This is a genomic window from Actinocrinis sp., assembly GCF_035938995.1.
Classification (GTDB): Bacteria; Actinomycetota; Actinomycetes; order Streptomycetales; family Catenulisporaceae; genus DASZGI01.
On record NZ_DASZGI010000045.1, the window covers coordinates 1 to 13,684 of the forward strand.

The 13,684-nt window shown below is 68.8% G+C and carries 17 protein-coding genes and 1 pseudogene; 7 read left to right on the forward strand and 11 right to left on the reverse strand.

Features of this window, described 5'->3' with window-relative positions; genetic code table 11:
• Together VGZ32_RS03040 and VGZ32_RS03045 are read right to left on the reverse strand one after the other, a co-directional pair.
• The coding region (locus VGZ32_RS03040; RefSeq protein ID WP_326884237.1) for a DUF4331 family protein at positions 1-548 on the reverse strand (548 nt) is incomplete at its 3' end.
• Between the two features lie 123 nt (positions 549-671).
• Positions 672-974, reverse strand: coding sequence for a muconolactone Delta-isomerase family protein (locus VGZ32_RS03045; RefSeq protein ID WP_349263462.1), 303 nt, complete (start codon positions 972-974; stop codon positions 672-674).
• A gap of 210 nt (positions 975-1,184) precedes the next feature.
• Between VGZ32_RS03045 and VGZ32_RS28555 the strand changes: the two are divergent.
• Positions 1,185-1,289 (forward strand): annotated as a pseudogene (locus tag VGZ32_RS28555) (3-oxoacyl-ACP reductase); the annotation flags it as partial.
• Between the two features lie 124 nt (positions 1,290-1,413).
• Here the strand turns inward: VGZ32_RS28555 and VGZ32_RS03055 are convergent.
• Complete coding sequence (locus tag VGZ32_RS03055) at positions 1,414-1,710, reverse strand: antibiotic biosynthesis monooxygenase (RefSeq protein ID WP_326884240.1); 297 nt, start codon at positions 1,708-1,710, stop codon at positions 1,414-1,416.
• A gap of 126 nt (positions 1,711-1,836) precedes the next feature.
• Here VGZ32_RS03055 and VGZ32_RS03060 point away from each other — a divergent pair, with 126 nt between their 5' ends.
• Positions 1,837-2,793 carry a GlxA family transcriptional regulator gene (locus VGZ32_RS03060; RefSeq protein WP_326884241.1) on the forward strand — a complete coding sequence of 319 codons (957 nt, stop codon included), beginning with the start codon at positions 1,837-1,839 and terminating at the stop codon, positions 2,791-2,793.
• Between the two features lie 8 nt (positions 2,794-2,801).
• On the opposite strand, the gene VGZ32_RS03065 is transcribed toward VGZ32_RS03060, so the two are convergent.
• A complete protein-coding gene (locus tag VGZ32_RS03065) occupies positions 2,802-3,428 on the reverse strand; it encodes a TetR/AcrR family transcriptional regulator (protein WP_326884242.1) in 627 nt (208 codons plus the stop codon).
• 112 nt (positions 3,429-3,540) lie between these two features.
• On the opposite strand from VGZ32_RS03065, the gene VGZ32_RS03070 reads away from it, so the two are divergent.
• Complete coding sequence (locus tag VGZ32_RS03070) at positions 3,541-3,912, forward strand: hypothetical protein (RefSeq protein ID WP_326884243.1); 372 nt, start codon at positions 3,541-3,543, stop codon at positions 3,910-3,912.
• Between the two features lie 115 nt (positions 3,913-4,027).
• Here the strand turns inward: VGZ32_RS03070 and VGZ32_RS03075 are convergent, their stop codons facing one another.
• The 3 genes from VGZ32_RS03075 to VGZ32_RS03085 form a co-directional block, all read right to left on the reverse strand.
• Positions 4,028-4,558: a DUF5994 family protein gene (locus VGZ32_RS03075; RefSeq protein WP_326884244.1), complete on the reverse strand. Its 531-nt coding sequence runs from the start codon at positions 4,556-4,558 to the stop codon at positions 4,028-4,030.
• A gap of 305 nt (positions 4,559-4,863) precedes the next feature.
• Complete coding sequence (locus VGZ32_RS03080) at positions 4,864-5,235, reverse strand: hypothetical protein (protein WP_326884245.1); 372 nt, start codon at positions 5,233-5,235, stop codon at positions 4,864-4,866.
• Positions 5,232-5,474: a hypothetical protein gene (locus VGZ32_RS03085; protein ID WP_326884246.1), complete on the reverse strand. Its 243-nt coding sequence runs from the start codon at positions 5,472-5,474 to the stop codon at positions 5,232-5,234. Before VGZ32_RS03085 ends, VGZ32_RS03080 begins: the two co-directional genes overlap by 4 nt.
• Before the next feature lie 407 nt (positions 5,475-5,881).
• Here VGZ32_RS03085 and VGZ32_RS03090 point away from each other — a divergent pair, with 407 nt between their 5' ends.
• Positions 5,882-6,568, forward strand: a complete 687-nt coding sequence (locus VGZ32_RS03090) for a hypothetical protein (RefSeq protein WP_326884247.1) — start codon at positions 5,882-5,884, stop codon at positions 6,566-6,568.
• 95 nt (positions 6,569-6,663) lie between these two features.
• Here VGZ32_RS03090 and VGZ32_RS03095 read toward each other — a convergent pair whose 3' ends face one another.
• Entirely contained in the window at positions 6,664-7,548 is an 885-nt protein-coding gene (locus tag VGZ32_RS03095; protein WP_326884248.1) for a universal stress protein, read from the reverse strand.
• 496 nt (positions 7,549-8,044) lie between these two features.
• Positions 8,045-8,452 carry an STAS domain-containing protein gene (locus VGZ32_RS03100; protein WP_326884250.1) on the reverse strand — a complete coding sequence of 136 codons (408 nt, stop codon included), beginning with the start codon at positions 8,450-8,452 and terminating at the stop codon, positions 8,045-8,047.
• Between the two features lie 188 nt (positions 8,453-8,640).
• Between VGZ32_RS03100 and VGZ32_RS03105 the strand changes: the two genes are divergently transcribed.
• Entirely contained in the window at positions 8,641-9,246 is a 606-nt protein-coding gene (locus tag VGZ32_RS03105) for a hypothetical protein (RefSeq protein WP_326884251.1), read from the forward strand.
• Positions 9,247-9,603: 357 nt separating this feature from the next.
• Here VGZ32_RS03105 and VGZ32_RS03110 read toward each other — a convergent pair whose 3' ends face one another.
• Together VGZ32_RS03110 and VGZ32_RS03115 are read right to left on the reverse strand one after the other, a co-directional pair.
• Positions 9,604-9,936, reverse strand: coding sequence for a three-helix bundle dimerization domain-containing protein (locus VGZ32_RS03110; protein ID WP_326884252.1), 333 nt, complete (start codon positions 9,934-9,936; stop codon positions 9,604-9,606).
• Positions 9,937-10,095: 159 nt separating this feature from the next.
• Positions 10,096-10,473, reverse strand: coding sequence for a hypothetical protein (locus tag VGZ32_RS03115; RefSeq protein WP_326884253.1), 378 nt, complete (start codon positions 10,471-10,473; stop codon positions 10,096-10,098).
• Positions 10,474-11,055: 582 nt separating this feature from the next.
• Between VGZ32_RS03115 and VGZ32_RS03120 the strand changes: the two genes are divergently transcribed.
• Complete coding sequence (locus VGZ32_RS03120) at positions 11,056-12,873, forward strand: APC family permease (RefSeq protein ID WP_326884254.1); 1,818 nt, start codon at positions 11,056-11,058, stop codon at positions 12,871-12,873.
• A 461-nt stretch (positions 12,874-13,334) separates the two neighbouring features.
• The coding region (locus VGZ32_RS03125) for a lipopolysaccharide assembly protein LapA domain-containing protein (RefSeq protein WP_326884255.1) at positions 13,335-13,684 on the forward strand (350 nt) is incomplete at its 3' end.

A 13,684-nucleotide genomic window follows, 5' to 3' on the forward strand; every position in this document is an offset into this window, starting at 1 on the left:
GAGGGCACCTCGAGCACGATGGAGTCGACGTCGTTGTCGGCGAAGTCGTCGTGCTCGGTCCACTTCAATCCGTGCAGAGCGCCCTCGACGTCGGCGAAGAAGGGATCGCTGCGCAGGCCCGCGAACAGCCGGATCCCCGCCGGCTCGTCGATCAGGACAGCCGTGTTGCCGCCGTCGAAGCTGACTGACACGGACTCGGCGATCACCCGGCCGACCGGCCCTTGCTCGCGGGCCTCGGCGCCGACGGCGTACCGCGCGGTACCGGTCTGCTTTCCGTCTTCGTACTCGGAGAAGGTGAACGTGAACGCGATGTCGGCGTACGCGTCGCCGTCGGTGTCGACGTTGATCCGGTAGATCGCGCCCGGGTAGAACTCCGGACCCGTCGGCGTCGGCTCGATCGGCGGCGGCGCGCTGGTCGGGTTCGAGTTGATGATCAGCACTGTCCTGCCGGGGTCCGGTGGCGCGTTGAAGACGTAGACGTCGGTGAGGTCCAGGCGGCGGTCGTTGCCCGGGAACTTGAGATTGTCTGCGCTGAAATGGTTGGACAACGTGCTTCCTTTGCAAAAGGAGGTGGTCGAAGGCGAACGTACGTCGCCGAGCGGCGGCCACGTCAGCAGCAGAAACGACACGGTTGATAGCGTTCCCGCCAGCAGCCGATCGGGTGTGACCTGTCAGCTTTCGCCGGCAGACGCGCCCGGGTCGTTGGGGTGGGGCTGGAGCGGGGTGACCTTCGGGGTCATCCACGGGCGCATCGGCAGCGAGCCGAGGACCTTCTCGTGCAGTTCGGCCTCATCGGCGGCTCGCCATATGCCGATGCTGCGCATCTCGCCGACCGGGCGCCACAGCCGGAACAGGTGCCCGCTCGCGGCCAGTTCCCCGGCCCGGACAGCCTCGGCCGCGCGACGGCGGGAGACCTCGTTCGGGTCCGTGCCTTCGGGGATGGTCGTGGTGATCTCGACCAAGAACTCCTTCATCGCCTCTGTTGGCACTGCTCTCTCCTTCAGGTGGGGGTGCGTGTGGCACGCCCGCCTCGCGGGCGCCTGTGTAGTGGCCGGGTCGTGGAGCACCCGGACGTTTGCAAAATTGTAGACCGGTCGTCTATTTTCCATAGACGACCGGTCGGTCAGAATGATCCGAACTGCTTCTGATCACCGGTCGCCCCGGACCACCTCGGAGAGGGACGCATGAACACCACCGGCCAGAAGGTCGCGGTCATCACCGGCGCGTCGCAGGGCATCGGTGCCGGCCTCGTCAACGCCTATCGCAAGCTCGGCTACGCCGTCGTCGCCGTCATGTTCCTGGAGACCGCGCCGTTCATCACCGGCGAGATCCTGCACGTCGACGGCGGCCAGAGTGCCGGCCACTGACCGGGCGCCGGCGGATGCCTCCGCAGCGGACGCGCCCGCCGGACCGTCAGGGGACCTTGACGCCCAGCAGGTCGATCTCGGTGATCACCGGAGCCGAGGCGAGCTTCGTCTTGGCGAGCTCTCCGAGCGCGACGGCGATCGGCCCCGCCAGGTGCGCCTGGCGTCCGTGATCGTCGTCGAAAGTGTCGAAAACGCCAAAGACGGTGGCAGACTGACGGAAGGCGAACCACGCCACCGTCTCTCGCTCGGCGGCGGCAAGGTCCAATGCGCCGCGCAGAGCCTGCTCGACTTCGTCGGCGAACTCGGGCTTGGCCTCGATGCGGACCAGCAGGCCGATCTTCATCTCGATTCCTTCCTTGTTTGATCATCTGATATTCACAACGCCGAATCGTCGGCGCGCTGAAAACGTACGTCGCTGATCGCCTCTCGCGTCAGTGGCGGTAACGACACCTTTGATTGGGTTTCCGACATGGAGATTGCGGTCATCGTCCTCGACGGCGTATTCGACTCCGGACTGGCCGCCGTCCTCGACGTGCTGAACACCGCCACCGCCATGGCGCAGCAGCTGTCCGAGGCTCCGCGCTGGAACGTGACGACGGTCGGGTTCGACCGCCAGGTGCGCACCTCGGCCGGGCACATCGTCTGCTGCGAGCCCGTCAAACTCGCGGAACGGGCGGACCTGCTGGTCGTGCCCGCCGTCAACGAGTTCCAGCCCGAGGCGCTGGTTGACCTCGTCAGCGGCGAAAGCACGGCGCCGGTTCGGGAGTTGATCGCGATGACCCGCGCGCGCGGCGCCGCGATCGCCTCGGCGTGCGCGGGGTCGTTCCTGCTGGCCGAGGCGGGCATCCTGGACGGCCTCCGGGCGACGACCACCTGGTGGTTCGCACCGGTGTTCCGGGCCCGCTATCCCAAGGTCCTGCTCGACCAGAGCGCCATGCTGGTCCGCGAGGACGCGATCACCACGGCGGGCGCCGCTTTCGGCCACGTCGACATGGCGCTCTCGATCGTCCGGGAGAGCAGCCCGGCGGTGGCCGACATCGTGGCCCGCTACCTGGTGGTCGACGAGCGCCCTTCGCAGGCTCCTTACATCATCCCCAGCGCCCTGGCCAAGAGCGACCCCGTCGTCGCGGCGTTCGAACGCTGGGTCCGCGACCGCCTCGCCGAGCCGGTGAGCATTCCCGAGGCCGCGCGGAGTCTGGGCGTAAGCGAGCGCACGCTGCAGCGATCCGTGCAGCGCGCCGTCGGAACGTCACCGATCCGCTTTGTCCAGGATCTGAGGATCGAGCGGGCGATCCATCTGCTGCGGACCACGGACTTGTCGCTTGAGACGATCTCCCGCAGGGTCGGCTACGAGCAGGCCAACACCCTGCGATCTCTGCTTCGCGAGCGCACCGGCAAGACCACGGCGGCTCTGCGGACCGTATGAGCCGCCTGTCAGCGGGCAGCCGCCGCCGATGCGGGTAAGGGTGCGGTGGCTCCCAGCAGCGCCAGGCAATTGCTCCACAGGACGCCCAGGTTGGTGGTGTCGTTGTACAGCTTGGCGAACATGACCTGCCCCTCGAGCTGGGCGACCACGGAGCGGGCCGCCTGCTGCGTGTCGGCCACTGACACCTCGCCGCGCTCGCGGGCCCGCGTGATCACCGCCTCGACCATCTCCGCCTGCGCATCGAAGATCTCCTGAAGACGCCCGCGGATCAGCTCGGTCTGGTTGCTCAGCTCCAGCGTCAGATTGCCGAACAGGCAGCCCGACACGGTTCCGCAGGAGATCTGGCCGGCGCGCAGCTCGGCCTCGGTCGCCTCGAACAACCGCCGCAGCTGCTCCAGCGGCGGCGTGTCGTCGCTCAGGATGCGCTCCCAGTCCTGCCGCTCGGCATCCCAGTGCTCGTCGATGACGGCGAGCGCCAAGGCCTCCTTGGACTCGAAGAAGTAGTAGAAGCTCCCCTTCGGCACGCCGGCCGCCTTGCAGATCTCGGCGACGCCCAGAGCTGAGTAGCCGCGCCGCCCGATCAGCGACTCGGCGGCGTCGAGGATCTTTCGTCTGGCGTCACTGGTGCGTCCCATGACGTCGAGTATACGACCGACCGGCTACTTCCCAATCTCGGACTTTGACAGTTGTAGACCGGTCATCTAGCTTGTAGTAGACCGATCGTCTATAGCTCTCCAAGGAGCCTCGATGAGCACCGTTCCAGCCGAGGAAGAGATCCTCCGGCGCGTCCTCGACCGGTGGAAGACCTCGGTCGACGCCCACGCGCCGGCCGACGTCGCGTCCCTGTTCATCGAAGACGCGATCTTCCAGGGACTGCATCGCTACAGCGTCGGCCGCCCGGGTATCGCGGAATACTACGACTCCCAGCCCCTCGGCATGGTCGCCGAATACAAGATCCTTGAGACCAGGAGGCTGACCGACACCCTGGTCCTCGGCTACATGCAGGCGGAGTTCTCATTCCCCGACCGGCCGACCGTCTCCGTGTATCTGAGCTTGCTCCTCAGGCTGGTCGGCGGCGACTGGTGGATCGGCCACTACCAGGTCTCCAAACTCCCCTGACCGCGAACCTCGCCACGGCACGGGCTGGGGCCGTCCGGCGAGTCCGAGCGACCCCGCCCGGGTATATCAGTGTTCTGACGTAGTGTCGATGCCCCTGCCCGCGCCCGCGCAGCTTTTAGCGCATTGCCGGAGTCAGGCCTCCTTCGGATTCCCAGTCGCGCACGCGCGCGCGGTCCCAGGCCGGGTCGGACGGAGCGTCCATGGAGCTGGCGAGAAGCGCGCTGGCGGTCTGCATGTTGCCAACCTCGCTAGCGGCGGCCATTAGGCGCGCCGCCCGCTCTGGGCTGGTGTCCGGCGGCACTACGAGAAGGTCCCACCGCCCTGGCACGCTGGTATGGGAGATCAGGCACAGGTCGTGGGGGTCCTGTTCGGCGTCGAACCATCCCAGGCGCACGGTGTGCGCGCCGGTGCGCACCTTGCGCGGGATCCGCGGCCACATGCGCACGTTCACCGTGACCCGGTGGATTTCCCCCCAGGACCGATCCAGCACGGCGACCAGGCCGGGCAGCTCACGGGTCAAGTCGCGGGAACGCGGCCACCAGGCGCCGTTGACCATCCCCGGGTTGAGGGAGAACGGCTTGAGGGCGACGCGTACCTCCGGTGCTGGTGTTTCCACGGACTCCGGGCGGATGTTGACTGCGGTCATGGTGCGGACCCGTCCCCGGGCCGCTGATCGCCCGGACTGGTGACTCGCCGGAGACGCTGCCGCCGCGGATGGCGACCTTCGAGATGCCCTCGGTAATCCCATGATACGCCTCAAACGCGCGATCGAGCTGTTTCAGAGCGTCCGGCGCCGTTCGGGTCACGCCGCCGCACCGCTGCGTGCGGCCGCACATCCGTCGGCGGCGTGACAGAGGGTCAATCCTCTATCACGCCGACGCATGCGGCGAGCTTATTCGCAGACCTCTACTGTTCAGGCACCCGCCGGGGATCAGGGGTCTGCGGTTACCGCTACCGCTGCCTAGGCGTCCAGTCACGCGTCGTGGCGAGCGGCGGCTGGTCGGCCTGTTGTCCGGGTGCTGTGTAGACCTCGGTCGAGATGCGCGTCGCCGCGACCGGCGGGGCGCCGTCCGGCGGGTCCTGCAGGTAGCTTCCGTCCCGACCGCGAACCTGCTTGACCGGCTTCTGGGGCGGCTGGTCCCGACGACGTGACCCGCCCACGGAACGGACCAGCAGGATGGCCAGGGCGACCGCCCCGACCGCCATGATGATCACGCCGACGGTGTGGATGTTGACTCCGGAGACGGTGAAGCTGACCGCGTAGGTCAGGATCGCGCCGATCGCGATCGCGACCAGGGCTCCGGCGGCTCCTTGCGGCCTCATCGCTGCGCGCCCTTGCGGGCGGATTGACGGCGGTTGCGTCCGGCGCCCGGTGGCCGGGCCGCCACGATCACGCGGGACATCGCCGCGCCCAGCGCGGTGCGCGGTTGGGGGATCCGCCGTGTCCACATCGCGGTGAACACGTCCCGGCGGGACAACCCGGGGAATGCGATCGTGGGAGGCGCCCCGAGTTCGGGCGGCGGCTTGGCGATCGGTTGGGGGAGGATCTGCTTCGGCATCATCAGACGCCTGTCTCCGGACCGCATGAGCATCCGGATTCTTGCCTCGCCTACGGCGACGCCAGAGTGACCACCGGCGTTCGAAATACCGCAAGTACCCTCATCATACTCCGTTTTTGGCGATTTCGTCGGCTTCCTGAGTGGCGGCGGGGTCTGCCGTGACCCCGTTCTGTCGGGCATGCCGTGAGGCCTTGGCCGGGGCGGATGCCCTGCGAGAGCATGCCAGCATTCTGATAACAGGGCACTGGCAAGCCTCTGATCGCACCTGGACCAGGCCGGCGCCGATTGCGTGCGTTCCGCGCCGCTTTGCGCGCATTCTCGTGAGATAATCGGGGTACGTACGCGCCGGGGTCTGTCCGGACCCGCGCACCCCTCGCCGCTGCGACTCCCACCCGAGACCAGGCGAGGCCATGAACATAGTCGCGTACTACACGATCGGAAGCGAAGTCTCCTGCAGCGACGGCGTCTGCGGGCAGTTGACCCGCGTCGTCGTCGACCCCGTCGCCGGCGAGCTGACCCACCTAGTCGTGGGGCCCGCGCATCAGCGGGGCGCAGGCCGCCTCGTACCTATCGATCTGGTGGAGTGGGCGGCGCAGGAGATCCAGCTGCGCTGCACCACCGCCCAGTTCGCGGAGCTCGAGCACGCCGAGGAGTCGCAGTTCCTGCCGAGAGCTACGGGACCGTGGGGCTACGGGCAGGGGCAGATGCTCTTCTGGCCCTACTACGGACTCGGCCTCGGCGGGAGCATGGGAATGGGCGCGGGAGGGGTGGACATAAGCAGGGGCGGGGTAGCCGTAGCTACCGTCCCGCGCACCGTCATCCATGACCGGGTGCCGCTGGGCGAGGTCGAACGTCCCGTCCGGGGCGAGCATGTGCACGCCACCGACGGGACGATCGGCCGGGTCCACGGACTGGTCATCGATCCTCGAGATCGCCATATGACCCACGTGCTGCTCGACGAGGGCCACCTGTGGGGCCACAAGCAGGTCGCCATCCCGATCGGCGCGGTGGCGGGCGTCGAGGACGGTGTCCGGCTCAAGCTCACCAGAGAACAAGTGCGCGACCTGCCACTGGTCGACCTCGACGACGAGGAATAGCAAGACGGGAAAGCCACGCGGCCACCGCGTCAAGCCCCGCGACTACAGCCCTTTGCTCATCGAGCGCGTCTTGGGCTGGGTCGTCTTGGGCTCGGTCATCGGTCTCCGCGCACGACGGCGACCGGGCAGGGCGCGTGGTGAAGGACGGCATGGCTGGTCGAGCCAAGCCTCGCCATGGCGAAACGGCCGTGGCCGTGCGAGCCGAGCACGAGCAGGGCGGCGTCGGCCGACGCCTCGATCAGCGCGGGAGCCGGTCCGCCGTGGACCAGCTGCAAGGAGACCGCGAGGTCAGGGTACTTATCCGCCTGCGGCGTGAGCAGCCCGCTGAAAGCATCCTGCGCGTCCTGGCGCAAGCGTTTTAGCTCGGTCTCCTCGAGGTATGTCGTGGTTTGCGCCGAAGCCTGGTCGAAGGCGTGCACCGCGTATACGGCGGCACCGCGCCGCGCCGCCTCCTCGAAAGCGAACGCGACAGCGGTTTCGCAGCCCGCTGATCCGTCGATGCCGACAACGATCCGTCCGCCGTGCGCCCCGCCGCAAACACCGCGAACGGCAATGTCACGTACCACGACGACCGGACAGTCGGCATGCCGCACGACGTGGGCGCTGACCGAGCCGATCTGGAGATTGCCGAATCCGCTCGCGCCCCTGCCCCCGACCACCAGCAACGCAGCGTCGCGGGCGGCGAGCACCAGCACGTGCGCGGCGCTGCCGAAGCTCAGGTGCGCCCGCACCTGGACGGACGGAGTGTGCTCGGCGGCGTACCGGGAGCCCTCGGCCAACACCGCCTGTGCGCTGGCTCGCGGGGCGTCGTCGCTACGGCCCAGCTGCCCTGGGGAGTTCGGCTGATTCCAGACGTGACACAGATCCACCGGCGCGTTGCGAAGGACGGCCTCGGCGAGGGCCCAGTCCAGCGCGCGCATGCTGTCAGCGGAGCCGTCGAAACCGACCACGATGGGTGAGAGAGCCCGTGCGTCAGTCACCAGAACTCCAAGAGCTGACCGACGCCGCTGATCCGCCGCACGGCTCGTGGCGGTCCAGGGCATGGTCGACGCACTGTGCGTCCTGCCGCATGCTCCGCATCAGAGCCAAGGCGGCTCCGCGGCCACCGCACCGTAGGTACGTCGTCGCGAAGATCGGGCTCGACCTGCCTAGAACAAGGTCGGGTCGCATCGACGCGGCCGACGCCGGCCGGTCATCCTGGCCGCGTGGCGCGCTCGCGGCCCACTGATCATATTGGTCGGTCACCGTCAGATCCCTCACCTGCTTGATCGCTGCGAAGGCCAGGGTCTTGAGCCGACTCACATGCAACGTTACACCCGAGCGGCATCGCGTGAGCGGCCCGTGCGCCGTCGCCGGCCGTGTGCCGCAGGTCGGCGAGCCGGTAGAGGCTGAACGCCCGGAGAGCGATGATCACAGTTGTTCCGGAGACCTGGAGCGTCAAGTCGATCTCAGTGGCCATGTGTGTGGCCGTGTGTGCTACCGAACGGTGTGGGGGCGTTTATGCGCGATGACGCGGCGCCGCGGTGTGTGCGGGAGCGGTGCGGCGGCGCGATGCTGGCTGCTGGGAGCGGGCGGGGCGAAGATGCGCGGCAGCGACCCGTGCGGTCCGCCGAGTTCGAGGAGCCGGGCGACCGCCGGCGACACCGCGGCTACGCGCACGCTGCCGCCACTCGCGCGCACATGGCGGTCGATGGCGTCCGGAGCGCGCAGTTCGGTGCAGTCCACGACGGTGACTTGCGGCAGGCCGATGGCAACCTGACCGGTCGCGGCGCCCGCCAGGACCACCAGTCGCAGGAAGAGCGTCCCGGCACTCGCCGGGTCGGTCTCTCCGCGCACGGTGATCAGAAGCTGGTCGTCGTCACTGCTGTTCAGATACATGTCCATACAGGTCCCCACGCTTTCGGCCGCAGGAGCGCCGAGTACGTCGCCGGGGGAGGCGACCGTCGTTCGACCGGCCGCTCTCCGTGACGCATCCTGCGCGCCGGGAATCACGGCGCCGGGGACCGGAGCGTCGAAGACAATCCCGACACTACGCTCAGTCAACCCTGCGTGGAACCAGGAGGGCCGTGCGCTTGGGCGCCGAGAGGGCGTTCGACGGTGCGGAAGCCCCGTGGACGGGCCCGGTCGCGCCCGGCGTGGTCGACCCCTGTGTCGCCTGGCCTGTCGCGGTCTGGCTCGAGGCGGGCGGACTCGGGGTCGGAGAAGCGTTCGAGGGCGTCGTGCCGGAGCTCCCGGAGGAACTCGCCGACGCCGAAGCTGACGGCGTGGGCGACGGATCGGTGGTCGTCGCCGGCGGCCCGCTGGATCCGGCAGGCCGGGTCGTGGTGTGCGACGGCGTGAAGTTGTGCCCCAATCCGGATTGGCGGATCGGGCCACCCGCGAGAATGCCCACGGTCACCGCGGCGCCGAACACCGCGAGCGCCGCCGCGGCGAGCGCGATGGGCTTGCGGTACGCGGGCTTCCGCTTTGGTTCCGAGGACCCGGCGGGCGCAGTCCGCGCCGCCGACTTCAACGCTGCCGCCTTCAATGTCGTCGGCTTTGCTGCCGCCCCTGAAACGGTCGCTGCGTCGGTCCGGGCACTGATCGCGGCGCGTGGCTTGGCGTCGGACACGAGGAAGGTGCCGGGACCCAGCCTCTTGACGATCTTCTTTCCGCCGTGGCGGAAGGCGTGTCCATAGAAGGCGGAGCCGGTGGTCGCGACGATCGAGCCTATGGCGGCTCCGCTGATGGTGCCCGCTACACCCAGGTATGAGGCGACAAGCGCCGCGCACGAGGCTGCCAGTGCGGAGGCGGCCACCTGGCTGAGGGTCAGACCGATCGGGCGCCGGTGCGCTTCCGTATGCCCTTCTTCACTTCTGCCCGCCGTATCCTCCATACCTTCACGGTCACTCTCGACCGTTCTGTCGGCACTCATTGCAGATCTTCCGATCATGCGGATGACGTGCCGAACGGGCCCGCCGCTTGCCAGGAACCCGGCAAGGGGTGGTACTCATTACGGCGAGGCTGCTTACCTCGAAGAGTTCGCGGGCCGGGCTTCATCCGGCCGCGTGGCGGTGGCTCAGTTCGTCGCGGGAGATGCGCTCTACGAGCAGGGGGATGTATTCGCGGATGCGCGCGGTGGTGAAGCGTCCCATCGCGCGGTCCACCACGCCGAGCACCTCCGCGGCGGTGCGGTCGCGGTAAGCCGTCTGGAGGCGTTGCCGCAGTCGGCCGATGGCCTCTTGTTCGTGGCGCTGGGGACGTGGAGCGACCACCGCGCACCTTCCTTGTCGCTGGTCGTAAATGTTGACCGGTGGCAAGTCGCGCACCTGGTCTTTGCGAACGGTCTTTGCGAATTCGAGCCGGACGCCGTCCTCGACGCCGGCCACCGCACTGATCGAAACCGCGCTGATCGGAATGGTGACCGGCCTGTGGGCCTCGGCAGCGCATCGGCGCAGCGGATGGATTGACGCTCCGCCACGCCCACGCACAGTTCCTGAGCGCGTTCGCAGACTCCGCGGCCCAAGCGACCGAGAGCGTTGCCGCTGCTACTGCCGCGGCGTCCCGGACCCCGGGTAGGCTTCTCGGCTGTATAGCGGCTGGTCAGCCCGTTGCTCGGGTGCCGTGTAGACCTCGGTCGAGATACGCGTCGCCGCGACCGGCGGGGCGCCGTGCACAGGGTCCTGCCGGTAGACGCGATCCGCGCTCGGGCCCGGCTCGGCCAGCGGTCGGCGTGACTCGACTGGCCTGCGTGACGTGGTCATCGACCGAACGAGCAAGATGGCCAGCGCGACCGCCCCGACCGCCATGATGATCACGCCGACGGTGTGGATGCTGACTCCGGAGACGGTGAAGCTGACCGCGTAGGTCAGGATCGCGCCGATCGCGACCGCGAACAGCGCTCCGGCGACTCCTTGTGGCCTCACCGTGGCGCGCCCTTGCGCGCGGACCGGCGGCGGTTACGCGCGGTGCCCGGTGACCGTGCCGCCGTACCCACCTGGGACAGGGTCCGGCGAAGCACAGCGCGCTGGCGGGCGAACCGCCGAGTCCACACGCCGGTGAACAGTTCCCGGCGGGTCAGTCGGGGAGGTGCGGTCACAGGGCGTACCCCGGGCCCGGGGGGCGGCGCGGCGATCGGTTGGGGAAGCATTTGATTCGGCATCATCAGACGCCTGTCTCCGGACCGCAGAAGCATCCGGGCTCTTGCCTCGCCCACGGCGACGCCGGAGTGAATACCAGCGTTCGAAATGCCGTAAGTGTCTTTATCCTACTCCCCTCTCGGCGGCCTCGTCGGCCGCCTGCCCGCCGTCGGGGTCGCCACCGCCGAGCAGGCAACCCGACGTCGCCCCCTTCTCCGCCATCCGGCATCACCGGCAGGTCGTTGACCTCACACGACTCGGCGATGATCGCGCAGTGGTCGGGCAGCGGCAGCCGTATGGTTGCAGTCGGATGTCACAACGCACGAGGCCGAACAGGGCACAGGACTTCGCCGCACAGGGAAGGCACCCATGGGTTTCGTCACTGCGCCGAGGCAAGTCACGCCGCGGGTGCCGCTGCGGCACGGTGAGGGCGACAAGGACCATCTGACGAGTCTGGGCGGGTTGGCCGCGCTGTCGCTGGACGCGCTCAGTTCGGTGGCTTACGGGCCGGAGGCCATCGTGCTGGTGCTGGTGGGGGCCGGGGTGTCCGCGCTGCGCCTGACCCTGCCGATCACGGTAGCCATCGCGGGCCTGCTCGCCGTGCTGGTCGTGTCTTATCGTCAGGTCATCGCGGTGCATCCGGACGGCGGCGGCGCGTACGCGGTGGGGAAGAAGGATCTGGGAGCGACGGTCAGCCTGCTCGCGGCCGCGAGCCTGGTGGTGGATTACGTGCTGACGGTCGCAGTCAGTCTTGCCGCCGGGGCGGCGAGCCTGGCATCGGCGTTCCCCTCGCTGGCGCATCACCTGTTGGCGCTGTGTCTGATCGGGCTGTTGTTGATCACGGCGGTCAACCTATGGGGCATCGCGGAGAGCGCTCGTGCCCTGATGCTGCCGATGGTGATCTTCGTCTGCGCCATCTTCGGCGTCATCGCGGTAGGTCTGACCCGCTCGCACCCGGCCGCGCTGGTCGGCGGCGCGCAACCGATCCGCGTCAGCGAGGCGGTGGGCGTGATCCTGATCCTCAAGGCGTTTGCCGCGGGTTGTTCGGCCCTGACCGGGGTCGAAGCCATCGCCAACGGCGTCCCCTCCTTCCGGGAACCGCGCGTCAAACGGGCTCAGCGCACCGAGCTGATGCTGGGTGCGCTGCTCGGAGCGATGCTGATCGGGCTGGCGGTCCTGATCCACCGCGAGCATGTCGCGCCGCGCGGGGGAGTGACGGTTCTGGCGCAACTCACCGCCGGCTCTTTCGGCACCGGGTGGGCGTACTACGCGACGAACATCGCCGTGACGGTGGTGCTCGCCCTGGCCGCCAACACCAGCTTCGGTGGCCTGCCGGTGCTGATGAGCCTGCTGTCCGCCGACGATCGGCTGCCTCACCTGCTGGGTCTGCGCGCGGAACGGCCGGTGTTCCGCTACGGCGTCATCGCCTTGGCCGCGCTCGCCGCGTTGCTGCTGGTCGCGGTCAACGCCACCACCGACCGGCTCATCCCGCTCTACGCGATCGGCGTGTTCATCGGTTTCACGATCAGCCAGGCCGGGCTGGTGCGGCACTGGTACCGCGGGCGCCCCAGAGGGTGGGCGCTGCGGGCCGTGCTCAACGGGACCGGCGCGGTGCTGACCGCGGTTGCCGCGGTGGTGTTCGTGCTGAGCAAGTTCACCTCGGGCGCGTGGGTCGTCGTGATCACGGTGCCCGCGCTGATGCTTTTGTTCTCCAGGATCGAGAGCTACTACCGGGCCGTCGGGCTCGAGCTGGGTATGGACCGGATCCCGGACCGCCCGTGTGCCGCGGGGAGCCTGGTGATCGTGCCGGTCGGCGGGATCAACCGGCTCACCGAGTACGCGCTGTGCGCGGCGCTGTCCCTGGGCGACGAGGTCGTCGCCGTCAGCGTGCACCTCGCCGCCGAGCGCAGCGCCGCGTTCCGCGCCGAATGGGACGCGTGGAACCCCGGCGTGCGCCTGGACATCATCGAGAGCCCCCACCGCTCGCTGGTCCACCCGATCCTTGACTACATCCAGCGCGCTCAGGAGGGCGATCGGCAGGTCGCCGTGCTCATCCCCGAAGTTGAACCGCGAGCGCGGCGCTACCGCATCCTGCAGAACCAACGCGGATTGCTGCTGGCGACCGTGCTGCGCGCACGTACCGACGTCCTGGTCTGCACGCTGCCCTACCGCCTCACCACTCGCTAGCTGGGGCGTGTTTGTGGTTCGGACCGTGTGGCGGGCGTCAGGCTGCGGGGCCAGATTCAGTCGGGCGCGGCAGATGAAGGCGACCTGGCCCGGCAGCCGTTCTACCTTCGAAAACGAGAGCGCAGGCCGTCTCGTCCAGTGAGGGGAGCCCTTATGCCCCGAGCGAAGCTGAAGTAAAATGGCTGCCAGAGACGCTCCAGACCCCGGCGCTGTGATTTCCGACGCGCCGTGGCGCGAGTGCCGGGCCGGCTTAGAATTCGGCCCCGCTCCGCGACCGGCACCCGATGTGAAGGGCGCAGGGTCACATGAGTACCCGACTCGGTAGGGACAACGACAGACGCCTCGTTGAGATCGATCGGACCGGCACCGGCGAGCGAGGTAGATGGCTGCGGCGGCAGCGTCGTGGACGCCGGGCGCCCGAATACGGCTCGTCGACGCCGCAACCGCTGACCGGTGCACCGTTGGCCCCACAGCCGGCCGCCTCCCGCCCGCCGGCACGCACGCGGGCCGGGTCGACCTGGGTGATGGCGTGCTTCGCGGTGTTTATCCTGATCGCCCTGATCATCTTCATCGCGCAGAACGCGGGGGCGGTGCAGGTCTCCTTCGTCTCGCTGCACGGTCGCTTCTCCCTGGCGGTCGCACTACTGGCCGCGGTGGCCGCCGGGTGCCTGCTCACGCTGGTGCTGGGTACCACCCGCATCCTGCAGCTGCGCCGTCTCATGCGCCGCCGTCACCGCGACGACCTGGCCGCGGCCGTAGCGTCACGCACCCCCGACACCCTGCCCGACGCGCCGCAACCGCAACATCCGGC

Excerpts from the sequence above, each read along its gene's own strand:
- VGZ32_RS03045 (WP_349263462.1), bottom strand. The coding sequence starts at position 974 with ATGAAGGAGTTCTTGGTCGAGATCACCACGACCATCCCCGAAGGCACG.
- VGZ32_RS03055 (WP_326884240.1), bottom strand. The coding sequence starts at position 1,710 with ATGAAGATCGGCCTGCTGGTCCGCATCGAGGCCAAGCCCGAGTTCGCC.
- VGZ32_RS03060 (WP_326884241.1), top strand. The coding sequence starts at position 1,837 with ATGGAGATTGCGGTCATCGTCCTCGACGGCGTATTCGACTCCGGACTG.
- VGZ32_RS03065 (WP_326884242.1), bottom strand. The coding sequence starts at position 3,428 with ATGGGACGCACCAGTGACGCCAGACGAAAGATCCTCGACGCCGCCGAG.
- VGZ32_RS03070 (WP_326884243.1), top strand. The coding sequence starts at position 3,541 with ATGAGCACCGTTCCAGCCGAGGAAGAGATCCTCCGGCGCGTCCTCGAC.
- VGZ32_RS03075 (WP_326884244.1), bottom strand. The coding sequence starts at position 4,558 with ATGACCGCAGTCAACATCCGCCCGGAGTCCGTGGAAACACCAGCACCG.
- VGZ32_RS03080 (WP_326884245.1), bottom strand. The coding sequence starts at position 5,235 with ATGAGGCCGCAAGGAGCCGCCGGAGCCCTGGTCGCGATCGCGATCGGC.
- VGZ32_RS03085 (WP_326884246.1), bottom strand. The coding sequence starts at position 5,474 with ATGATGCCGAAGCAGATCCTCCCCCAACCGATCGCCAAGCCGCCGCCC.
- VGZ32_RS03090 (WP_326884247.1), top strand. The coding sequence starts at position 5,882 with ATGAACATAGTCGCGTACTACACGATCGGAAGCGAAGTCTCCTGCAGC.
- VGZ32_RS03100 (WP_326884250.1), bottom strand. The coding sequence starts at position 8,452 with ATGGACATGTATCTGAACAGCAGTGACGACGACCAGCTTCTGATCACC.
- VGZ32_RS03120 (WP_326884254.1), top strand. The coding sequence starts at position 11,056 with ATGGGTTTCGTCACTGCGCCGAGGCAAGTCACGCCGCGGGTGCCGCTG.